Raw genomic sequence first — 21,488 nt, forward strand, 5'->3', positions numbered from 1 at the left:
CGAAGGAGTGACATAGATGGCCATTAAAGCTGAAGAAATCAGTGCATTACTTCGCTCACAAATAGAAAATTATGAGTCAGAAATGGCTGTTACTGATGTAGGTACAGTTCTGCAAATTGGTGATGGTATCGCTTTAATCCACGGATTAAATGACGTTATGGCTGGTGAGCTTATTGAATTTAATAACGGCGTTCTAGGTTTAGCACAAAACTTAGAAGAATCCAATGTCGGTGTAGTAATTTTAGGGCCTTACACGGATATTAAAGAGGGAGACGAAGTAAAACGAACTGGACGTATCATGGAAGTTCCAGTTGGTGAGGAGTTACTTGGTCGTGTCGTTAACCCATTAGGACAAGCAATTGATGGTCAAGGACCAGTCAATACTACAAAAACACGTCCTGTAGAGAAGAAAGCAACTGGTGTAATGGATCGTAAATCTGTAGATGAACCATTACAAACTGGTATAAAAGCAATTGACGCGCTTGTACCAATCGGCCGTGGACAGCGTGAATTAATCATCGGAGACCGTCAAACAGGTAAAACGACGGTTGCCATTGATACGATTTTGAACCAAAGAGATCAAGATACGATCTGTATATACGTTGCTATTGGACAAAAAGATTCAACTGTACGTGCAAATGTTGAAAAATTACGTCAAGAAGGTGCATTAGATTATACAATTATTGTTTCTGCTTCAGCAGCAGATCCAGCGCCTATGCTTTATATCGCGCCATATTCTGGTGTAGCAATGGCTGAAGAATTCATGTTTGCTGGCAAAGATGTTTTAATCGTTTATGATGATTTAACAAAACAAGCAGCAGCTTATCGTGAACTATCATTATTATTACGTAGACCTCCAGGCCGTGAAGCTTATCCTGGTGATGTATTCTACTTACATAGTAGATTATTAGAGAGAGCGGCTAAACTAAATGATGATTTAGGTGGCGGTTCAATCACAGCATTACCTATTATTGAGACACAAGCAGGCGACATTGCCGCTTACGTTCCGACAAACGTAATTTCTATTACTGATGGACAAATATTCTTGCAATCTGACTTGTTCTTCTCTGGTGTAAGACCAGCGATTAATGCAGGTCAATCAGTATCACGTGTCGGTGGTTCTGCGCAAATTAAAGCAATGAAAAAGGTTGCTGGAACTTTACGTCTAGATTTAGCATCATATCGTGAATTAGAATCATTCGCGCAATTTGGATCTGATTTAGATGAATTTACTGCTAAAAAATTAGAACGTGGTAAACGTACAGTTGAAATATTAAAACAAGATAAAAACAAACCACTACCTGTAGAAAATCAAGTTTTAATTATTTATGCTTTAACAAAAGGACATTTGGATGATATCCCTGTAGTTGATATCACACGTTTTGAAGACGAGTTGAATCAATGGGCTAAATCGAATGCATCTGATTTATTAAATGAAATCAAAACGACGGGTGCTTTACCTAATGATGAATCATTTGAATCAGCGATTAATGAATTCAAGAAGAGTTTTAGCAAATCAGAAGAAGCATAATAGTTAATGTAGATAAAAGGTGGTGAGATAATGGCATCTCTTAAAGAAATCGATACACGAATAAAATCAACAAAAAAGATGAAACAGATTACGAAAGCAATGAACATGGTTTCTAGTTCGAAATTGCGTCGTGCTGAAAAAAATACGAATCAGTTCAGACCATATATGGTTAAAATGCAAGATGCAATTACAGCTGTTGCTGGAGCGGACAAAAATTCACATCACCCAATGTTACAACAACGAGAAGTGAAGAAAAGTGGTTATATCGTAATTACTAGTGACCAAGGCCTTGCGGGTGCATACAATGCGAATGTGTTGAAACATCTAATGAAAGATATTGAACGCAAACATAGTAGTAGTGATGAATATTCCATCTTAGTTTTAGGCCAAACAGGTGTTGATTTTCTTAAAAATAAAGGATATGACATTCATGATTCTTTAACAGAAGTTCCTGATCAACCTTCATTTAAAGAAATACAAGCAATTGCTAAAAAAGCAATAGATTTGTATAACGATGAGATTGTGGATGAGGTGAAAATTTATTACAGTCATTTCGTCAGTGTTTTAGAAAATACACCGTCGATGAAAACTGTGCTTCCATTGTCTCCAGAAGATTCAAGCTTAGGACATGGTCAAATGTCTTCATATGAATTTGAACCAGACAAAGAAGCAATTTTAAGTGTCATTTTACCTCAATATGTTGAAAGTTTAATATATGGAACGATTTTAGATGCAAAAGCAAGTGAACATGCAACACGTATGACGGCTATGAAAAATGCATCTGATAATGCGACAGATATCATTGATGATTTATCTATCGAATATAACAGAGCGAGACAAGCAGCAATCACTCAACAAATTACTGAAATTGTTGGTGGCGCAGTTGCACTTGAATAATGATTAAAGGAGGAAAATAGCATGGGATTAGGCCGTGTAACACAAGTTATGGGTCCAGTAATTGATGTTCGCTTTGAGCACAATGAAGTTCCAGAAATTAATAATGCCTTAGTTCTCGATATAGAAAGAGAAGAAGGTACTGTTGAATTAACGTTAGAAGTTGCATTACAACTTGGCGATGACGTAGTACGTACAATCGCAATGGATTCAACTGATGGTGTTAAACGTGGTACAGAAGTAAGAGACAGCGGAAACAGCATTAGCGTTCCAGTTGGTAATGAAACGTTAGGTAGAGTGTTTAATGTATTAGGTGATACGATAGACTTAGATGAAGACATAGATGACTCAGTACGTCGTGATCCAATTCATAGAGAAGCACCTGCATTTGATCAATTATCTACGAAAGTTGAAATATTAGAAACAGGTATCAAAGTTATTGATTTATTAGCACCTTATATTAAAGGTGGTAAAGTTGGATTATTCGGCGGTGCAGGTGTTGGTAAAACTGTATTAATCCAAGAATTGATCAATAATATCGCTCAAGAACACGGTGGTATATCAGTGTTCGCTGGTGTAGGTGAACGTACTCGTGAAGGTAATGACCTATACTTTGAAATGAGTGATAGTGGTGTTATTAAAAAGACAGCGATGGTTTTTGGACAAATGAACGAACCACCTGGTGCTCGTATGCGTGTAGCACTTTCTGGTTTAACTATGGCTGAGTATTTCCGTGATGAACAAGGACAAGATGTTCTACTATTCATCGATAACATCTTTAGATTTACGCAAGCCGGTTCAGAAGTTTCTGCACTATTAGGACGTATGCCTTCAGCCGTTGGTTATCAACCTACATTAGCAACGGAAATGGGACAATTACAAGAACGTATTACTTCTACAACTAAAGGATCTGTAACGTCAATTCAAGCAGTATTCGTGCCAGCCGATGATTATACCGACCCAGCACCAGCTGCAGTATTTGCGCACTTAGATTCAACTACAAACTTAGAGCGTAAATTAACTGAAATGGGTATTTATCCTGCAGTTGACCCATTAGCATCTACTTCTAGAGCCCTTGATCCATCAATTGTTGGTCAAGAACATTATGAAGTAGCACGTGAGGTACAATCTACTTTACAAAAATATAGAGAATTACAAGATATTATTGCTATTTTAGGTATGGATGAACTTTCGGAAGAGGATAAACAAACTGTAGAACGTGCGCGTCGTATTCAGTTCTTCTTATCTCAAAACTTCCACGTAGCTGAACAATTTACTGGGCAAAAAGGATCTTATGTGTCTGTTCAAAAAACAGTAGAAGGCTTCAAAGCAATATTAAATGGTGATTACGATCATATTCCAGAAGATGCATTCCGTCTAGTTGGAAGCATGGATGAAGTAATTGAAAAAGCTAAAGATATGGGTGTTGAAGTTTAAAATTAGGAGGTATGGATAATGAATACATTAAGCCTAAATATTGTCACTCCTAATGGTTCTGTTTACGACCGAGAAGATGTCACTCTGGCAGTTTTACAAACTACTGCTGGAGAAATCGGTGTCATGTATGGACATATTCCAACAGTTGCAGCACTTGAAATTGGCTATGCCAAAATTAATTTTGACGGTGGTTCAGAATATATTGCAGTGAGTGAAGGTTTTGTTGAAGTAAGACAAGATAAATTATCAATCATTGTTCAAACTGCAGAGCCTGCGAATGAAATTGATGTTGCTAGAGCAGAATTAGCTAAGTCAAGAGCAGAATCTCATTTAAACAATGAAGAAGATAGCAGTGACATAAATAGAGCCAAACGCGCATTAGATCGTGCTAATAACCGTCTTCGTGTCGCTCAATTACAATAATGAATAAAAGATATACTATGACGAATATCTAAAAAAGTCGACAAAGTTTTTACTTTGTCGACTTTTTCTTTTCTAATTAAACATGTCAAAATTAAATTTTTAGCGTTAATTTAGCAATGAAACATTAATTCAAAATATGGATTATAGTAACTTTCTTAAATCACAAGTGAATTATAATAATGTACTAAAGATTTATGAGTGTAGTATGAATAAAAAGTAAAAGTTTTACTTTCACATATACTTTTAATCGTTTAGAAGTAAAGTAAGTAAAAATATTTAATTTTAATAGTTATGCATACATGATATATATAATGGGAAAATAATATTAAATTGACGCTTATTATTTAAAAGTCAGTAATCTAATTATTAAGTATCTTTTGTTTAGTGTTTCGTGTAAAATATATAAATAGTGTTTATCAAGGAGAATGGCTTATGGAATATTTAGGACAATTTTCAATTGTACATCTCATACTACATGTCCTTTGTATTTGTATTGCTTATTGGGCATTGAATGCAGTGAGATTAGAGCAATTTTTTAAAAAAGGTTTTCCAGTACAAGTTCAAATTTGTATGATATTTTTAGCAATATTAATTGGAACTTCGGTCAGTAATTTTATTGTAGATTTATTACAATTTTCTACACAAATAAAATATTTGGTACAATAATTCAAATAATTGTATATTACGTATGATTATCGATATAATTTAATAGTAAGTTTGAATAAAAATTTTAGGCAATATATAAGTAGTTAAGTGGAGGATTTAAGATGGATAAGATAGAAATTAATGGTGGTAAAAAATTAACTGGTGAAGTGAAAGTTTCGGGTGCAAAAAACGCAGTATTACCAGTATTAACAGCATCACTATTAGCATCAAAAGGCGTGAGCAAATTAAAAAATGTACCAGCACTTAGTGATGTAGAAACAATTAATAATGTAATATCTACATTAAATGCTGAGGTCTCTTATAATAAAGAACAAGAAGAAGTTACAGTAGATGCAACAAAACAATTAAATGAAGAAGCACCATATGAATATGTAAGTAAAATGAGAGCAAGTATACTTGTAATGGGACCTTTACTAGCACGATTAGGTCATGCCAAAGTTGCTTTACCGGGTGGTTGTGCAATTGGTTCAAGACCGATAGAACAGCATATTAAAGGTTTTGAAGAACTAGGTGCTGAAATCCATATGGATGGTGGTTTTATATACGCAAACACTACTAACGGATTGAAAGGTACAACGATTCACTTAGATTTTCCAAGCGTAGGTGCGACTCAAAATATTATCATGGCTGCTTCATTAGCTGAAGGTAAAACTGTTTTAGAAAACGTCGCACGTGAACCAGAAATTGTTGATTTAGCAAATTATATTAATGAAATGGGCGGAAATGTGTTAGGTGCTGGTACTGACACCATTACGATTGAAGGTGTTGAAGCCTTGTATGGCGTCGAGCATTCAATTATACCTGATAGAATTGAAGCAGGTACATTATTAATTGCAGGTGCAATTACAAGAGGAAATGTTTTAGTTAACGGTGCAATCAAAGAACATATGACGAGTCTAGTTTATAAATTAGAAGAAATGGGAGTTAATCTAGAATACCTTGATGATGCTATTCGTGTAAGTGCTGAAAACGAATTGAAACCGGTAGATATCAAAACACTTCCACATCCTGGTTTTCCTACAGACATGCAATCACAAATGATGGCGTTATTATTAACTGCAAATGGACATAAAGTAGTAACGGAAACTGTGTTTGAAAATCGATTCATGCATGTCGGTGAATTTAAAAGAATGAATGCTAAAATCACTGTTGAAGGAAGAAGTGCAAAAATTGAAGGTAAAAGTCAACTTCAAGGCGCTCAAGTAAAAGCAACGGATTTACGTGCAGCAGCAGCACTTATTTTAGCGGGACTAGTAGCTGAAGGAACAACATATGTTACTGAACTAAAGCATTTAGACAGAGGGTATGTTGATTTGCATGGTAAATTAAAGGCATTAGGTGCTGACATCAAAAGAATACAAGATTAATGTTATAATATATTATATTAATAAATTGGAAACAGAGAGAAGTAAAGTTGGAGGAAGCAAATTATGGAAACAATTTTTGACTACAACCAAATAAAAGAGATTATTCCACATAGGCAACCATTTTTATTGATTGATCGTGTTGTAGAATACGATGAAGGTCAACGATGTGTAGCAATTAAACAAGTTTCAGGTAATGAACCATTCTTTCAAGGTCATTTTCCAGAATATGCAGTAATGCCTGGCGTATTAATTACTGAAGCTTTAGCACAAACAGGTGCAGTCGCTATGTTAAATAGCGAAGCAAACAAGGGAAAACTTGCACTATTTGCTGGTATCGATAAATGTCGTTTTAAAAAACAAGTAACACCTGGAGATACTTTGCGCTTAGAAGTTGAAATCACGAAGCTCAGAGGCCCTATTGGTAAAGGTAGTGCTAAGGCAACAGTAGATGGACAGTTAGCATGTAGTTGTGAGTTAACATTTGCTTTACAAGACAAATAATAAAAAAATAGTGTTACAGACTGTTTAAACGGGCTGTAACACTATTTTTTATTTATCTACTTTTTCATCCTTCAGTCTTGGTTTAGATTGCATCATTCTATTAAAGGATTTCTTCAAGTCTTCACCAGATAAACCTTCATCTATTAATTGTTCTAACAAACTTTCAGCATAAACTTGTCTTAATGTGTAAATGTGACATTCACAAACAACAGAAATTGTATTTTCTAATTGAATGATATGTTTAATGGTTGCATCAAATAAAGCTGGATCGTTAGCAGGTCTAGTGATAACGACACGTATGTCTAATAATGTTTCGTTATCCATATATGTTTTCATAGTTTCATAATGATAATCTGAAATGACGATTTCAAGCAACCAGCCAGTGCCACTGTTTTCCTTATTGATGATGACACCATCTTCTAATTCGTACTCAGTTAAGCCACCATTTTCTGATACGATTTGAAATCGAACGGCTTTAAATGTTTTCATCGTCTCACATCCATTTAATTAATTTAAACTCTACATAAAATGTATTTATATTATCATTATAACGTAATTTTCTATGATAAAGGTGAAAAAAGTAGAATTTTGTAGTCATTTACTTTTTGAAATTATAAAAACTGTATTTTGACGGAATCATGTGAATTTTTTATGATTTACTTATAGAGGAGGTGACATATGATTAACAGTATTGTCATTGTAGGGAGACTAACAAAGGACCCTAAAATTTATGAGAAGGAAGGTAATAAACTAGCTACATTTTGCGTAGCCGTCTCAAGAAATTATAAAGATAAAAATCAAAAAGTTATTTGTGATTATTTATTTTGTAAGGCATTCGGAAAAATTGCTAATAATGTCGAAAAATATATCAATCAAGGTTCATTGGTTGGTATAACTGGACAAATGCAATCGAGAAAATTTGAAAAAGAAGGACAGATGCATTTTGTATCAGAAATTTTTATTGAAACTATTAAATTTATGTCCCCACGTTCTAAAAATGAAGATGAAACACTTTTTGATCCACTTCCAATAGATCAAAATCCAGATCTTATAAGTCAATTTGATTTTGAAGAAAACGAAATTTATGAAATTGTATAATATTTCAAGCACTCCCAACTCCCCGTTAATTTAACCCATCAAATCTAATATATTTAATCCTACTATTTAATTATACTTCTATCAGGCTATTCTTATTGTCTATTAAATTAACAATAGACAATAGGAATAGCTAAAATACATACTTTATAGGAAAATGTACTTTTATAAGAAGGTAGAAATTTATCTCGAAATAATACAGAATAATCTGATAAATTACAATTTTATTACACTCACTATATTTGTTAAATAGTCACATAAACTTTCATAGCAGTTTTCAACATAGTTGATGATGCTTATATTCTATTTTATAAATGTAATCACCATGTAAAGAAAAGGTGTACTTTTTTATTTGGCTGTAACCTACTACTGTTTTTAAGATGTTATAGTTGTACTTGCAAATTAATCATAACGAAAAAAATTATTTACCTTATAGGAGGAATTTTTAAAAATGAAAAAAACAGTATTAGCTTCAACATTAGCAGTAGGCTTAGGCGTAACAGGATTTGCAGCAGGAAACTCAGCAGACGCAGCTGAACAAGGTGTTGACAAAGCAGAATTAGCAAACTTAGCACAATCTAATCCAGAACAATTAAATGCATCACCTGTACAAGAGGGTGCATATAACTATAACTTTAATTATAATGGTACAAATTATAATTTTGAATCAGATGGCCAAACATGGTCATGGAGTTTTGGTGGAGGTTCTAGTGAAGATGTATCATCAGAACAAACAACTTCTGTTGAACAACCTCAACAAGCACAAACTGAACAACCAGCACAAGAAGTACAAACTGAGCAACCAGCTCAACAAGCTGCTCCACAAACTGAACAAACACAACAACCACAACAAGAAGCAACTACAAAAGCTTCAACTCAATCATCAAGCTCAAATGAAGCTTCAACTAGCTCATCAGGTGTGAATGCACACTTACAACAAATTGCACAACGTGAATCAGGTGGCGATATTCATGCTACAAACCCATCATCAGGTGCTTCAGGTAAGTTCCAATTCTTACAAAGTACATGGGATTCAGTAGCTCCAGCTGAATATCAAGGTCAACCAGCTGCTAACGCACCAGAAGCAGTTCAAGATGCAGCAGCTCAAAAATTATATGATGAAGTTGGCCCTTCACAATGGGTTACAGCATAATATAACAAAATACAATAAAGTTTATTTTTGGAAAAGCTGAGACAATTTAATTGTCTCAGCTTTTTATTGTTATATTAAGTTAGTGGTAATTATGCATGAACGATAGCCAAAGTCCTGCATATTTTTTCTTATAAATAATGTGCATCTAGAGTATATAAAGCTAATTATAAGTACATTTAACTTAGTTGATAACTGTTGGGAGTACAATCATATTAAAGGTTTTTGTATTACTAGAAGGTTTATATAAACCATTTTATTGCAATAGTTGATGTACTTTGATATGTTTTATATAAATACATAATAAAGAAACTACTAGGGGAGCCTTATGGCTGAGATGAGAAATTCAGACCCTTATAACCTGATTTGGTTAAGACCAACGTAGGAAAGTAGCATTCATTAATATTTGGGAAATTGCTCTAATATATATTAATAAACTACATTCCTACGTGGGATGTAGTTTTTTTAATTAGGAGGGCTAAATTTGTTATTTTCACAGGAATTAAAAAAAGCTTCACAACCAATTATTGAGGATATCTATAATGATCCATTTATCCAAGAAATGTTGCATGGTACGATTTCTGAAGAGGCTTTGAAATTTTATTTGAGAGCAGATGCTTCTTATTTAAAAGAATTTGCAAATATATATGCATTGTTAATACCAAAAATGAGTAGATTGGAAGAGGTTCAATTTTTAGTAGAACAAATACAATTTATAGTTGATGGTGAAGTAGAAGCACACGAAATCTTAGCAACATATGTACAACAAAACTATAGTGAAATCGTTCAAGAAAAAGTTTGGCCACCAAGTGGAGATCATTATATCAAACATATGTATTTCAATGCCTATTCAAAAGAAAATGCTGCATATACAATTGCAGCAATGGCACCTTGTCCATATGTGTATCAAGTGATTGCTAAAGAAGCGTTGAAAGACAGTGAATTAAATAAAGACTCAATTTTATCAAAATGGTTTGAATTTTATAGTACGGAAATGGATGAATTGGTAAATATTTTTGATGAATTAATGGACCGATTAACGCAAAATCTTGCAGTTGAAGAAAAAGAAGCAATAAAATCTTGTTTCTTACAAAGTACGATACATGAACGAAATTTCTTTAATATGGCATATATACAAGAAAATTGGTTATACGGAGGTCAAAATAATGAATAAACCTAAGATTGCGTTAACGATTGCTGGAACAGATCCTACCGGTGGTGCAGGTGTCATGGCAGATTTAAAATCATTCCATGCATGTGGTGTATATGGTATGGCTGCAATAACAAGCATTGTGGCTCAAAATACTAAAGGCGTACAACATATTCATAATCTAGATTCACATTGGTTAGAAGAGCAAATGGAAAGTGTATTTTCAGATGAACTACCACATGCTTTGAAAACTGGGATGATTGCATCTAAAGAAATGATGGAGATTATTCAAATGTATTTAAAAAAATACGACAATATTCCATATGTTATCGATCCAGTTATGTTAGCAAAAAGTGGTGATTCTTTGATGGATGATGATGCTAAAGCAAACTTACAAAATATTTTATTGCCTTACGCTACAATAGCGACGCCCAACTTACCAGAAGCTGAAGAAATTACAGGTATTACAATTAATGACCAACAGTCGATTTATCAAGCTGGCAATATATTTATCAATGAAATTGGTAGCAAGGGTGTAGTTATAAAAGGTGGACATTCAAGTGATGAAAATACAGCTATAGACTATTTATTTACACAAGATGATGTGTTTACCTTTGAAGAACCTAGATATGATACAAAACATACACATGGTACAGGATGTACTTTTTCAGCTGTTATTACTGCAGAGTTAGCAAAAGGTAAATCGATGTTCGATGCAGTTCAAAAAGCGAAGAAATTTATTTCACTTAGTATTAAACATACACCAGAAATTGGTTTAGGTAGAGGTCCAGTAAACCATTTTGCATATATGAAGGAAGTTGGTTTAGATGATGAATAATTTAGAAAAATTAAGGGCGGATCAACCGCTTGTCATTTGTTATACAAATGATGTAGTTAAAAATTTTACTGCAAATGGTTTGTTAAGTCTTGGTGCTAGTCCAGCAATGAGTGAGGCGCCTGAAGAAGCACATGATATGCTGACAGCTGCAAACGCTTTGTTAATAAATATTGGTACGTTAACAAAAGAAAGAGAACAAGATATTTTAAAAATCGCCAAAACAGCGAATCATCTTGGCAAACCGATTATATTTGATCCTGTTGCTGTAGGTGCTTCACAATACCGCAAAGATTTTTGCAAAAAGTTTCTCAATGAAATAAAAGTTACTGTTATTAAAGGAAATGCTTCTGAAATTTTAACGTTAATTAATAGCGATACTAAAATGAAGGGAACTGACAGCGATAGTAGTTTAGATTCAGTATCAATTGCAAAAGAAGCACGCAAACACTTTAATACGTCTATTGTCATAACTGGCAAAGAGGATGTTATTGCTCAGAATGAACACATATTTAAACTATCTAACGGATCTCCATTGTTGGCAAGAATAACTGGTGCTGGTTGCTTATTAGGAGCAATAGTAGCAAGTTTTGTTGACTCAGAAACCCCATCTATAAATGCGTTAATAGAAGCGGTCTCTCTATATAATATCGCTGCAGAAAAAGCTGAACAAATTTCAGCAGGACCTGGTAGTTTTAAAGTAGAATTGTTAAATGCATTGTATAATATGACCTTTGAAACTGATATACAATATCAAAATAAGCAAGAGGTGTAACTATGTTTAATAAAGCGTATTTAAAGCTATATTTTATTTGTGGTACACAAGATATACCAAAACAAACATCAATCATAGATGTTGTGACTGAAGCTTTAGAATCAGGAATTACAATGTTCCAATTTCGAGAAAAAGGGGACGGTTCATTAACAGGAAATGCCAAAATTGAACTTGCACAAAAATTATTATCTTTATGTAAAAGTTATCATGTTCCTTTTATTGTTAATGATGATGTAGACTTAGCAAAAGCAATAGATGCTGATGGAATACATGTAGGACAAAATGATGCCAATATTGATGCATTCGCCAGTACATTTAGTAATAAAATAATAGGTCTTAGTGTAAGTGATTTAGAAGAATATCAAGTATCGGACTTAACCAATGTTGATTATATCGGTGTTGGACCGATGTATCATACGGGCTCAAAATCAGATGCTAAAGCTCCAGTGGGCCCAGGAATGATTCAAACATTAAGAACTAAAGTTCAAGATTTTCCAATCGTTGCAATTGGAGGTATTAATACAAAAAATGCTCAAATCATTATGAATCATGGTGCAGATGGATTATCAATTATTTCTGCAATCTCGAAAAGTTCAAATATCCAAGAAACTGTACAACAATTTTTACAAACTGTTGAATAATGCGGAAAATTTCTTTTTTTGTTTTCTACTTTCCTTTGAGTATGATAAAATAAATTTTATGTGAATATATCATTAGAGGTGGAAAAATGAAAAAGAAAGCGCTACTACCTTTATTATTAGGTGTAATGGTCCTTTTAGCAGGCTGTGACTACTCTAAACCTGAAAATAGAGATGGATTTTTCTTTAATACGTTTGTAGAACCAATGGACAAGTTAATTCATTGGTTGGGAACAAGTTTCAACAATGATTATGGTTTAGCAATAGTAGTACTTGTATTGGCAATACGTGTTGTATTATTGCCTTTCATGTTATCAAACTATAAAAATAGTCATATGATGCGAGAAAAAATGAAGGTTGCAAAACCGGATATTGATGCAGTTCAAGAAAAAGTTAAGCGTTCTAGAACGCAAGAAGAAAAAATGGCTGCAAACCAAGAAATGATGGAAGTATATAAAAAATACGATATGAATCCAATGAAGAGCATGTTAGGTTGTTTACCAATCTTAATTCAAATGCCAATCATTATGGGCTTATTCTTCGTATTGAAATACCCGTCAAGTGGTGGATTTACGGAACACCCAAATTTCCTTTGGTTTAACTTGTCTCAACCTGATATTTGGATTACTGTTATCGCTGGTATTTTATACTTCTTACAAGCTTTTGTATCAAGTAAGAGTATGCCAAATGAACAACGTCAAATGGGTTATATGATGATGATTATTTCTCCAATTATGATTGTTTGGATTTCTTTAAGTTCTGCGTCAGCATTAGGTCTTTATTGGTCAGTCAGTGCGGCATTCTTGATTGTACAAACTCAAGTTGCCAACATGTATTATTCTAATCTTGCTAAAAAAGAAGTTGCTCCAATGATTGAAGCAATGAAGAATAATAATTCTGAAAAAGCTAGCAAAGGTAAAAACACACAAGTAGCACCTAAGAAATCTAAAAAGAAATAATGCATTACATCATTAATTTAAATGATAGACCTGGTACATAATATATAGCAGGTATAAAGTTTAGAAGCACTTGAGATGATTATCTCAAGTGCTTCTATTTTTATATTTAAAATAAATGTATCTTAGTTTCGAAAGTAACGTAGCTATCCAATATATAAAGATGGTCTACAAAGTCTGGAACAAACATACTTGAATTTTTAAAAATACCATTCTTTGAAAAAAGTATCTACATAATTTTTCATAAATTCATGTCGTTGTTGCGCTAAATTTTTTGCTGTTTGAGTGTGCATGAGTGATTTAAGTTTAAATAATTTTTCATAAAAGTGTTTTATTGCAGAAGGTTTCCAATCAAAATATGATTGATTAGATTTTTTTTTATTATTGGATTGTTGGTCAATCCACATAGGTTCACCAAAATGACCTGCAAATTGAAATGTGCGTGCTATACCAATTGCACCAATCGCATCTAAACGATCAGCATCACGAACAATTTGTCCTTCAATCGATAATTTAACATGATCATTTTTACCATTTTTATAACTGATATGTTCAATAATATGTAACACATCTTGTTGTATTACGAGATCAAGTTCCAAACCATTGAGGAATTGAGCTAACTTTACTTTTGCTTCTTTAGTATTTGTAAGTTTGCTATCGATAGTATCGTGTAAAATACTTGCTAATTGTATGGTGAGTAAATGACCTTGTTGTTCATTGTTAGCAATATATTCTGCTAATCTTGTTACGCGTTGTATATGTGCAATATCGTGCCCGGTTGTATCATCTTTATGAAAAAGTTTCATGTAGTTTTGCGCTTTAGTGATTATATCTTCATTAGTCATATCAAGTTGCCTCCATTTTGACAAAAAACTAAACTAAATTATTAATTGAGATTTAATTGTTATAAAATTATAAATAATACATTGATGTGTTTAAATAGTGGGTGATCAACAATCTTTCTAAGATGAAAGTATTAAGTGTTTTTACTAGAGTGACAAACAACATGTATATACTTTAAGCTTTTATAAGCGTAGAAATACATTTTTTAATTCGGTTGTTTATAATTACTAAGATTAAAAATGTCCGAGACATATGATAAGTCTCGGACTGATAATGATTCTATAAAATCGGAGATAATAATCTTGAAATGCCTTCTTTAAATTTGACCCATAAACTTCTTTGTTCATATAGTGCTTTAGTTAATCTATAAGAGACATTTAAATCTTCTTCAAAAGCCATTCTTAAAGCTTTAGCAATATGTGGGTCATAGATGAATGCGTTTATCTCAAAGTTTAATGTGAAGCTGCGGTGATCCATATTTGTTGTTCCAACACTGGAAACTTCATCATCAATGACGAGTGTTTTAGAATGTAAGAAACCATTATTGTAGTGAAAGATATTCACACCAGCATCTAATAAAGAAGCAACGTTATTGTATGTTGCCCAATAAACAAAAGGATGATCCGGTTTATTAGGTATCATGATATTTACGTTCACGCCACCTAAAGAAGCAATTTTAACAGCATCTAAAAATGCTTGATCGGGAATAAAATAAGGCGATTGTATATAAATAGAATGCTTTGCTGAAGCAATCATTTTTAAATAACCGTATTTTATTTGTTCCCACGTTTCATCAGGACCACTAGAAGCAATTTGCACACCCGTCGTACCACCTGAATCTACGTCTGGAAAATAACGTTCTTCATATCTTAAATTATCACGTGTTGAGTGTGAGTTCCAGTCAAGCATAAAACGAAGTTGTAAAGCGTTAACGGCATCACCAACGATACGGAGATGTGTATCTCTCCAGTATCCAAATTTTTTCTTAAGTCCCAAATATTCATCACCGACGTTAAATCCACCTACGTAACCAATATGTCCATCGATAACAACAATTTTTCTATGATTACGATTATTCATTCTCAAATTGATTAATGGTAATTTAGATGGAAAGAATGCTTCAACGAGTCCACCTTTTTTTCTAAAAGCTTTAAAGTCTTTTATAGATAAACCTCTAGACCCCATGTCGTCATAAAGCATTTTCACTTCGACACCTTCGTCAAGCTTATGTTCTAATGCAGTTAATATTCGTTTTCCTAGATAATCATTACGGAAAATATAGTATTGAATATGTATATAATCTTTGGCATTATATATATCTTCAATAAGTGCATCAAACTTTTCTTTTCCGTCTATAAAGATGCTTATATCATTATCAGTAGTTAAGAAAGCCGCATTATTATACAATAACATTTGAACCATATCTTTAAATTTTACGATTTGATGATTGCCTTTAGAAAAATCATCATTTTTCAAAGCTTCTAGTTGTTCATTTACAATCATTTCAATGCCGACTTTATCTTCTTCGTCTAAACTAAAGATATGTTCGCGTTGGATTTGGCGACCAAAAAGTAAATACACGATAAAACCTAAAATAGGTATAAGACCCAAAACCAATATCCATGCCCAAACAGAACCAGCAGATCGTCGCTCCATAAAGATAATTGTAAATGCAAAGATTAGGTTTAATATAAATGCGCCAATCAGAATAACATTAATGATGACGTTTGTATGGTTGTAAGTTATAGCAAAAATATCTATCATATTAAACCTCCAAATTGCTATTCAATTAATTTACAATTGATAAATTCTTCATCATTGTAACATGGTACCACGTTTTTATCACTTGACTAATACCTGATAGGGGTATATTATAAATGTATATTAAGAGGGGGCGTTGGATCATGGCAGAAATGCAAAAAGCGCATCATTCTGAACAAATTAAATCAAATTTAAAATCTCGTTTAAATCGCATTGAAGGACAAGTAAGAGCGATCAATCGTATGATTGATGAAGATGTATATTGTGATGATGTGCTTACACAAATTAGAGCGACAAGATCAGCACTTAATAGTGTTGCTACGAAATTATTAGATCACCATATGAAAAGTTGTATTATGGATAAAGTGAACCAAGGTGAGCAACAAGAAGCAATGGATGAGTTGTTGGTAACTTTCCAAAAGTTAATGAAAGATTAGAACAGGTGACGCCAATGGAATCACAAACGATTTATTTACGTAAAATAGATAATAAACAAGATAAGCTTCAAATAGAAAGAACATTATCACAAATCATCGGTGTGAATCATGTTTCAGTTGAAATTGAAAAAGCACAAGTGTTTATAGAATTTGAAACACCAGCAAGTTTAAACAATTTAGAAAAAGACTTATATGATTTAGGATTTGAAATTTTGTATTAAATCGACTTCAGTCATTGAAATGTTATCTTTCTCATATCATGTTATAAAGTACAGGGTGAAACAATCAATAGACTGACTGGTATTGATTTATATTCTGTTTTTGTTTTTATTGCTTATAATAATTATAAGTGAATGTTTTAAAATTACGTAATAAAACAAAAATTATTTTATAAGATAAAGAAAATTTCAATAACATGTAGTAATTCGTAAATAAATAGGGTAAGATATAATAGAAGCTAGAATTTAGGAGTGATGATATGAGTAAAGATAACGAAAAGATTCAAAATGTAGTTAAACTATTATCATCATTAGGGGTAAACATAAAGAAAACTAAATCAAGATTAGAAGTTATGCATACTTTACCAACGACTGTGAAAACCGCTAACGAATTGAAATAGTGCGTTACCCATACAAAGATTAAAAGCATATATGCAAATTTAAGAGGCTGAGACATTGATTGTCTCAGCCTCTTATTGTTAAAGCAGCAGTTAATCTTGACTTGAAGGGATGGTACGGTGAAGCCTTATTAAATAAATTGATTTTCTACTCATTCCATTTTAGTGTGCCGTGTTGAACGATAAATTTATAAAAAACAAAAGCGTTGAAAACTTTTTGATCTAAGAGTTTTCAACGCTTTTTAAATATGTCAATGCAAAACAAGTAGCTATTTGTTTTGCGTTGTATATTGTCTAGATTGGTGATAATAAATTGATAATATCACGCCAATACCACACATTAAACTCCATAATGAGCTACCACCATAACTAATAAATGGCAATGGTATACCCGTAATTGGTAATAACTGAATGGTCATACCAATATTTTCTAGGATATGGAATAGTATCATTGTCGTAAATCCAATGATGAAAATTTTACTAAACGGTAATTCAATTTTAGTAGCAAGTCTTACTAAGTGAAAAATAAATGCAAGAAAAATCAATAGCAAAATGACTGAACCAATAAAACCAAATTCTTCTCCAATAACTGAGAAAATAAAATCCGTATGGTTTTCAGGAATATAAACTTCACCTTGATTGAACCCTTTACCAAATAGTTGTCCAGAACCAATCGCTTTAAGTGACTCAGTTAAATGAAATCCATCACCACTACTATAAGTATAGGGATCAAGCCACGAATTGATACGACTCAATTGGTAAGGTAGAATGCCGAAACTATTTTCTAAAATAGAAGGTTTATAAATCACTGATAATATCACCGTAGAAGCAATAACGACTGACCCTATTAATATAGGTGCTAGTATCTTCCAAGTGATTCCACTGATTATCATAACACCGATAATAATCGCAAAGATAACCAGTGTTGTACCTAGATCATTTTGCAATAATATAAGTACCATAGGGATAAAAGCTATACCGATAATTTTAAAGAATAATTTAAAGTCAGTTTCTAAAGATTTGTTAAATGTAAATTGGTTATGTTTAGTTACAATTTTGGCCAAAGCTAAAATCATAACTATTTTCATAAATTCGGATGGTTGAACACTAATTGGTCCAAACGTATACCAACTTTTTGCCCCGTTAATAATCGGTGTGATAGGTGTTTCTGGAATAATTAGTAATAAAAACAATGAGAAACAAAGTATAATATAAAGTAAATATGTATATTTCATAAGTTTTTTAGGTGAAATTAGCATTATTAGAAATGCGATAATCGCCCCAAAAACATAATATAGTATCTGGCGTATACTAAAGTTAGCGCTATATTGACCTCCGCCCATTGCAGAACTAATAAACGTAATACTTATGATTGCTAGTAATGCGATGAAGCCAATTAAAATCCAGTCTATTTTTCGGATCCAATGATTATTTTTTGATTGACGTGAAGTATTCATTTCTTACTCCTTTGGAAAACTATTATTTCAATTACTTGTAGTATATATAGATTTTACCGAACTTTATACGATTTTGCTAGAAGTAGGGTATGTAAAACTTAAATAATTATTTTAAGTGTCATTGAAGTTTTCACTTTAAATACTTTAAAAACTTCAATATACTTATAAAAAACAATTATTTTACAACTACATAACAAATGCAAAATGCTAATAAATCGTGATATGATGTAGTTTAAGAATTCTATATGGAGGCTAAAATATGGCTAAAGAAAATGTTTGTATCGTATATGGAGGGAAAAGTGCTGAACACGATGTATCAATATTAACAGCACAAAATGTCTTAAATGCGATTGATAAAGAAAAATATCAAGTGGACATTATTTACATAACAAACGATGGAGATTGGAAAAAGAAAGAAAATATCGTAGATCCTATAGATGACATAGATGCGTTACGATTAGCAGATGTTCCTGCCGGAGAAATCTCCAAATTATTAAATGAAGGCAGCCTTGGCACAGCATATAGTGCGGTTTTCCCATTACTACATGGACCGAATGGTGAAGATGGAACAATTCAAGGTTTATTTGAAGTGTTAGATATTCCATACGTTGGTAATGGTGTGCTAGCAGCCTCAAGTTCAATGGATAAGCTTGTGATGAAACAACTCTTTGCGCATAGAGGCTTACCTCAATTACCATATGTAAGTTTCTTAAGAAGCGAATATCAAAAATACGAAAATAATATTTTGAAATTAGTACATGACAAGTTAGAATATCCTGTATTTGTGAAACCTGCAAATTTAGGATCAAGCGTAGGTATTAGTAAATGTAACGATGAGGAAGAGTTGAAACAAGGTATAGAAGAAGCATTTCAATTTGATCGTAAATTAGTAATTGAGCAAGGCATCAACGCTAGAGAAATTGAAGTGGCTGTCTTAGGTAATGACTACCCAGAAACGACTTGGCCGGGAGAGGTAGTTAAAGATGTGGCATTTTATGATTACAAAGCTAAGTATAAAGATGGAAAAATCAAATTGGATATTCCAGCTGACTTGAATGATGATGTAAAAATGACTTTAAGAAATATGGCTGTAGAAGCATTTAAAGCAACAGATTGTTCAGGATTATTGCGCGCTGATTTCTTTGTAACGGAAGATAATCAAATTTTTATAAACGAGACAAATGCTATGCCTGGTTTCACAGCTTATAGTATGTATCCAAGTTTATGGGAAAACATGGGCGTAAGTTATGCAGAACTCATAAGTAAATTAATTGAATTAGCAAAAGAAAAACATGAAGATAAAAAGAAAAATAAATATAAAATTGATTGAGGCGGTTAAATCATGATTGAAGTAACTTTAGAACAAATTCAAGACTGGATTCCATGCGAGATTGATAATGACTATTTAGATTACACAATTAAAGGTGTTTCTATAGATTCAAGAAAAATCGACGAACAAAATTTGTTTATTCCTTTTAAAGGAGAACATGTCGACGGACATAAATATGTGAATCAAGCGTTGGAAGATGGTGCGGGAGCGGCATTTTGTCAGAAGGACAGTGTTTTAGCCCCTCAAATTTCTGGCCCTATTATTTGGGTAGATGACACATTGGAAGCATTGCAGCAGTTAGCCAAAGCCTATTTGGCATTTGTTAATCCATTTGTGATCGCTGTTACAGGTTCTAATGGTAAAACAACGACTAAAGACATGATAGAAAGTGTATTAAAGCCTCAATTTAAAGTGAAAAAAACACTAGGAAATTATAATAATGAAATCGGTATGCCGTTAACCATTTTGCAATTAGATCAAGATACTGAAATTTCTATATTAGAAATGGGTATGTCTGGTTTTCATGAAATTGAAGCATTATCACAATTAGCTAACCCAGATATTGCAATTATTACTAATATTGGCGAATCACATATGCAAGATTTAGGATCGCGTGAAGGTATAGCGAAAGCTAAAGCGGAAATTTCATTTGGTCTTAAACCTCAAGGTCTATTTATCTACGATGGAGATGAGCCATTATTAAAGCCTCATGTCGATAAATTAGTAGATATAGATTTAATGAGTATAGGTAAAAAAGAAAATAATGATTTAGTTTGTAAAATTGACAATATAGATGATAATGGTATTGTTTTTAATATTAATGAAAATGAGCATTATGAATTACCAATTTTAGGTGAACATAATATGAAAAACGCAACTATAGCTATTGCTGTTGGTAAAAGACTTAATCTGAGTTATGAAACGATACATCAAAATATTCAAGCGGTTCAACTTACAGGTATGAGAATGGAACAACACCATACCGACTCCGATACGCTTGTTATCAATGATGCTTATAATGCTAGTCCAACTAGTATGAAAGCCGCTATTGATACACTCAGCAGTATGGGAGGCCGCAAGATACTTGTGTTAGGTGATGTCTTAGAATTAGGGCCTAATAGTCAAACAATGCATGAAGCGGTTGGTGATTATTTAGTTAATAAACAAATCGATGCGTTATATACTTATGGAACAGAAGCGGGTCATATTCATCGTACAGGCAAAGCGTTTGTAAAATATGCAGAACATTTTACAGATAAAGCTGCACTGATACAGTCATTAAAATCAAATACTGAACCACAAGATAAAATACTAATTAAAGGTTCAAGAGGGATGCAATTAGAAGAAGTTGTAGATGCCTTAATTTAAAATTATTAACACCACATTTCATATCACTTTTATTAGTGGGAAAGTGGTGTTTTATTTTGTTATAAATAAAATAGATATTTCGATAGTTAGTAACTTGAACTAGTTCATTTAAGTTACTATTTTTAAAAATTACTAAAAATTATCAATATAAATAAATCTACAATTTTTTCGTAAACAAAAATAAATACTGGTAAATATAATTAAACGCTTACAACCTATATATCACAGTATTTTCTCAGTTTACTTTGATTATTAATG

23 protein-coding genes and 1 riboswitch are annotated in these 21,488 nt (G+C 32.6%); of the genes, 19 read left to right on the forward strand and 4 right to left on the reverse strand.

All coding sequences use genetic code 11. The features are described from left to right. Window positions 1–16: 16 nt before the first annotated feature. From atpA to fabZ, 7 genes are all read left to right on the forward strand, one after another. A complete protein-coding gene (gene atpA, locus JG554_RS04135) occupies window positions 17–1,531 on the forward strand; it encodes a F0F1 ATP synthase subunit alpha (RefSeq protein WP_046207761.1) in 1,515 nt (504 codons plus the stop codon). Between the two features lie 30 nt (window positions 1,532–1,561). Continuing rightward, the gene (gene atpG / locus JG554_RS04140; protein WP_046207762.1) at window positions 1,562–2,428 is read left to right on the forward strand and encodes an ATP synthase F1 subunit gamma; all 867 of its coding nucleotides are present in this window, start codon (window positions 1,562–1,564) and stop codon (window positions 2,426–2,428) included. 21 nt (window positions 2,429–2,449) lie between these two features. Next, on the forward strand, window positions 2,450–3,862 hold the full coding sequence (gene atpD, locus JG554_RS04145; RefSeq protein ID WP_019468302.1) for a F0F1 ATP synthase subunit beta: 1,413 nt from the start codon (window positions 2,450–2,452) through the stop codon (window positions 3,860–3,862). An 18-nt stretch (window positions 3,863–3,880) separates the two neighbouring features. Further along, window positions 3,881–4,285, forward strand: a complete 405-nt coding sequence (locus JG554_RS04150) for a F0F1 ATP synthase subunit epsilon (RefSeq protein WP_019468303.1) — start codon at window positions 3,881–3,883, stop codon at window positions 4,283–4,285. 432 nt (window positions 4,286–4,717) lie between these two features. Then, window positions 4,718–4,951, forward strand: coding sequence for a DUF1146 family protein (locus JG554_RS04155; protein ID WP_046207763.1), 234 nt, complete (start codon window positions 4,718–4,720; stop codon window positions 4,949–4,951). A gap of 101 nt (window positions 4,952–5,052) precedes the next feature. Then, a complete protein-coding gene (murA, locus tag JG554_RS04160; RefSeq protein ID WP_064209846.1) occupies window positions 5,053–6,318 on the forward strand; it encodes a UDP-N-acetylglucosamine 1-carboxyvinyltransferase in 1,266 nt (421 codons plus the stop codon). Between the two features lie 63 nt (window positions 6,319–6,381). Then, on the forward strand, window positions 6,382–6,819 hold the full coding sequence (fabZ, locus tag JG554_RS04165) for a 3-hydroxyacyl-ACP dehydratase FabZ (protein WP_046207765.1): 438 nt from the start codon (window positions 6,382–6,384) through the stop codon (window positions 6,817–6,819). A 48-nt stretch (window positions 6,820–6,867) separates the two neighbouring features. On the opposite strand, the gene JG554_RS04170 is transcribed toward fabZ, so the two are convergent. Continuing rightward, window positions 6,868–7,308: a YwpF-like family protein gene (locus JG554_RS04170; RefSeq protein ID WP_046207766.1), complete on the reverse strand. Its 441-nt coding sequence runs from the start codon at window positions 7,306–7,308 to the stop codon at window positions 6,868–6,870. A 189-nt stretch (window positions 7,309–7,497) separates the two neighbouring features. Between JG554_RS04170 and JG554_RS04175 the strand changes: the two genes are divergently transcribed. The 7 genes from JG554_RS04175 to yidC all read left to right on the forward strand — a co-directional run bounded on the left by JG554_RS04175 (window position 7,498) and on the right by yidC (window position 13,421). Continuing rightward, window positions 7,498–7,917, forward strand: a complete 420-nt coding sequence (locus tag JG554_RS04175; protein ID WP_046207767.1) for a single-stranded DNA-binding protein — start codon at window positions 7,498–7,500, stop codon at window positions 7,915–7,917. Window positions 7,918–8,365: 448 nt separating this feature from the next. Continuing rightward, on the forward strand, window positions 8,366–9,067 hold the full coding sequence (locus JG554_RS04180) for a transglycosylase family protein (protein WP_046207768.1): 702 nt from the start codon (window positions 8,366–8,368) through the stop codon (window positions 9,065–9,067). Between the two features lie 304 nt (window positions 9,068–9,371). Beyond that, window positions 9,372–9,469, forward strand: a riboswitch (TPP riboswitch). 79 nt (window positions 9,470–9,548) lie between these two features. After that, entirely contained in the window at window positions 9,549–10,238 is a 690-nt protein-coding gene (gene tenA, locus JG554_RS04185) for a thiaminase II (protein WP_046207769.1), read from the forward strand. Beyond that, window positions 10,231–11,052 carry a bifunctional hydroxymethylpyrimidine kinase/phosphomethylpyrimidine kinase gene (gene thiD / locus JG554_RS04190; protein ID WP_070039513.1) on the forward strand — a complete coding sequence of 274 codons (822 nt, stop codon included), beginning with the start codon at window positions 10,231–10,233 and terminating at the stop codon, window positions 11,050–11,052. The genes tenA and thiD overlap by 8 nt, the downstream gene beginning before the upstream one ends. Continuing rightward, the gene (thiM, locus tag JG554_RS04195) at window positions 11,045–11,824 is read left to right on the forward strand and encodes a hydroxyethylthiazole kinase (protein ID WP_046207793.1); all 780 of its coding nucleotides are present in this window, start codon (window positions 11,045–11,047) and stop codon (window positions 11,822–11,824) included. The genes thiD and thiM overlap by 8 nt, the downstream gene beginning before the upstream one ends. Before the next feature lie 2 nt (window positions 11,825–11,826). Beyond that, window positions 11,827–12,465, forward strand: a complete 639-nt coding sequence (gene thiE, locus JG554_RS04200; protein ID WP_070039511.1) for a thiamine phosphate synthase — start codon at window positions 11,827–11,829, stop codon at window positions 12,463–12,465. Window positions 12,466–12,551: 86 nt separating this feature from the next. After that, window positions 12,552–13,421: a membrane protein insertase YidC gene (yidC, locus tag JG554_RS04205; RefSeq protein ID WP_046207772.1), complete on the forward strand. Its 870-nt coding sequence runs from the start codon at window positions 12,552–12,554 to the stop codon at window positions 13,419–13,421. 197 nt (window positions 13,422–13,618) lie between these two features. On the opposite strand, the gene JG554_RS04210 is transcribed toward yidC, so the two are convergent. Together JG554_RS04210 and cls are read right to left on the reverse strand one after the other, a co-directional pair. Next, window positions 13,619–14,263 carry an HD domain-containing protein gene (locus tag JG554_RS04210; protein ID WP_070039509.1) on the reverse strand — a complete coding sequence of 215 codons (645 nt, stop codon included), beginning with the start codon at window positions 14,261–14,263 and terminating at the stop codon, window positions 13,619–13,621. A gap of 277 nt (window positions 14,264–14,540) precedes the next feature. Next, window positions 14,541–16,025: a cardiolipin synthase gene (gene cls, locus JG554_RS04215; protein WP_046207774.1), complete on the reverse strand. Its 1,485-nt coding sequence runs from the start codon at window positions 16,023–16,025 to the stop codon at window positions 14,541–14,543. Window positions 16,026–16,165: 140 nt separating this feature from the next. Here cls and csoR point away from each other — a divergent pair, with 140 nt between their 5' ends. The 3 genes from csoR to JG554_RS04230 all read left to right on the forward strand — a co-directional run bounded on the left by csoR (window position 16,166) and on the right by JG554_RS04230 (window position 17,078). Next, the gene (gene csoR, locus JG554_RS04220; RefSeq protein ID WP_046207775.1) at window positions 16,166–16,459 is read left to right on the forward strand and encodes a copper-sensing transcriptional repressor CsoR; all 294 of its coding nucleotides are present in this window, start codon (window positions 16,166–16,168) and stop codon (window positions 16,457–16,459) included. 14 nt (window positions 16,460–16,473) lie between these two features. After that, window positions 16,474–16,680 carry a putative copper chaperone CsoZ gene (gene csoZ / locus JG554_RS04225; RefSeq protein ID WP_046207776.1) on the forward strand — a complete coding sequence of 69 codons (207 nt, stop codon included), beginning with the start codon at window positions 16,474–16,476 and terminating at the stop codon, window positions 16,678–16,680. Window positions 16,681–16,937: 257 nt separating this feature from the next. After that, entirely contained in the window at window positions 16,938–17,078 is a 141-nt protein-coding gene (locus JG554_RS04230) for an Lmo0850 family protein (RefSeq protein WP_099091318.1), read from the forward strand. Between the two features lie 266 nt (window positions 17,079–17,344). On the opposite strand, the gene JG554_RS04235 is transcribed toward JG554_RS04230, so the two are convergent. Beyond that, a complete protein-coding gene (locus tag JG554_RS04235) occupies window positions 17,345–18,532 on the reverse strand; it encodes an FtsW/RodA/SpoVE family cell cycle protein (protein ID WP_203265377.1) in 1,188 nt (395 codons plus the stop codon). Between the two features lie 259 nt (window positions 18,533–18,791). Between JG554_RS04235 and JG554_RS04240 the strand changes: the two genes are divergently transcribed. Together JG554_RS04240 and JG554_RS04245 are read left to right on the forward strand one after the other, a co-directional pair. After that, window positions 18,792–19,862: a D-alanine--D-alanine ligase gene (locus JG554_RS04240; RefSeq protein WP_046207778.1), complete on the forward strand. Its 1,071-nt coding sequence runs from the start codon at window positions 18,792–18,794 to the stop codon at window positions 19,860–19,862. 12 nt (window positions 19,863–19,874) lie between these two features. After that, window positions 19,875–21,230: a UDP-N-acetylmuramoyl-tripeptide--D-alanyl-D-alanine ligase gene (locus JG554_RS04245; protein ID WP_070039505.1), complete on the forward strand. Its 1,356-nt coding sequence runs from the start codon at window positions 19,875–19,877 to the stop codon at window positions 21,228–21,230. The last annotated feature ends 258 nt before the right edge of the window (window positions 21,231–21,488 follow it).

The sequence above is a fragment of the Staphylococcus sp. 11-B-312 genome (assembly GCF_016743055.1).
In the GTDB taxonomy this organism is placed as follows: domain Bacteria; phylum Bacillota; class Bacilli; order Staphylococcales; family Staphylococcaceae; genus Staphylococcus; species Staphylococcus ureilyticus.

Bases quoted from the DNA above. Each gene is read 5' to 3' on its own strand.
- atpA (WP_046207761.1), top strand. From the start codon at position 17: ATGGCCATTAAAGCTGAAGAAATCAGTGCATTACTTCGCTCACAAATA.
- atpG (WP_046207762.1), top strand. From the start codon at position 1,562: ATGGCATCTCTTAAAGAAATCGATACACGAATAAAATCAACAAAAAAG.
- atpD (WP_019468302.1), top strand. From the start codon at position 2,450: ATGGGATTAGGCCGTGTAACACAAGTTATGGGTCCAGTAATTGATGTT.
- JG554_RS04150 (WP_019468303.1), top strand. From the start codon at position 3,881: ATGAATACATTAAGCCTAAATATTGTCACTCCTAATGGTTCTGTTTAC.
- JG554_RS04155 (WP_046207763.1), top strand. From the start codon at position 4,718: ATGGAATATTTAGGACAATTTTCAATTGTACATCTCATACTACATGTC.
- murA (WP_064209846.1), top strand. From the start codon at position 5,053: ATGGATAAGATAGAAATTAATGGTGGTAAAAAATTAACTGGTGAAGTG.
- fabZ (WP_046207765.1), top strand. From the start codon at position 6,382: ATGGAAACAATTTTTGACTACAACCAAATAAAAGAGATTATTCCACAT.
- JG554_RS04170 (WP_046207766.1), bottom strand. From the start codon at position 7,308: ATGAAAACATTTAAAGCCGTTCGATTTCAAATCGTATCAGAAAATGGT.
- JG554_RS04175 (WP_046207767.1), top strand. From the start codon at position 7,498: ATGATTAACAGTATTGTCATTGTAGGGAGACTAACAAAGGACCCTAAA.
- JG554_RS04180 (WP_046207768.1), top strand. From the start codon at position 8,366: ATGAAAAAAACAGTATTAGCTTCAACATTAGCAGTAGGCTTAGGCGTA.
- thiD (WP_070039513.1), top strand. From the start codon at position 10,231: ATGAATAAACCTAAGATTGCGTTAACGATTGCTGGAACAGATCCTACC.
- thiM (WP_046207793.1), top strand. From the start codon at position 11,045: ATGAATAATTTAGAAAAATTAAGGGCGGATCAACCGCTTGTCATTTGT.
- thiE (WP_070039511.1), top strand. From the start codon at position 11,827: ATGTTTAATAAAGCGTATTTAAAGCTATATTTTATTTGTGGTACACAA.
- yidC (WP_046207772.1), top strand. From the start codon at position 12,552: ATGAAAAAGAAAGCGCTACTACCTTTATTATTAGGTGTAATGGTCCTT.
- JG554_RS04210 (WP_070039509.1), bottom strand. From the start codon at position 14,263: ATGACTAATGAAGATATAATCACTAAAGCGCAAAACTACATGAAACTT.
- cls (WP_046207774.1), bottom strand. From the start codon at position 16,025: ATGATAGATATTTTTGCTATAACTTACAACCATACAAACGTCATCATT.
- csoR (WP_046207775.1), top strand. From the start codon at position 16,166: ATGGCAGAAATGCAAAAAGCGCATCATTCTGAACAAATTAAATCAAAT.
- csoZ (WP_046207776.1), top strand. From the start codon at position 16,474: ATGGAATCACAAACGATTTATTTACGTAAAATAGATAATAAACAAGAT.
- JG554_RS04230 (WP_099091318.1), top strand. From the start codon at position 16,938: ATGAGTAAAGATAACGAAAAGATTCAAAATGTAGTTAAACTATTATCA.
- JG554_RS04235 (WP_203265377.1), bottom strand. From the start codon at position 18,532: ATGAATACTTCACGTCAATCAAAAAATAATCATTGGATCCGAAAAATA.
- JG554_RS04240 (WP_046207778.1), top strand. From the start codon at position 18,792: ATGGCTAAAGAAAATGTTTGTATCGTATATGGAGGGAAAAGTGCTGAA.
- JG554_RS04245 (WP_070039505.1), top strand. From the start codon at position 19,875: ATGATTGAAGTAACTTTAGAACAAATTCAAGACTGGATTCCATGCGAG.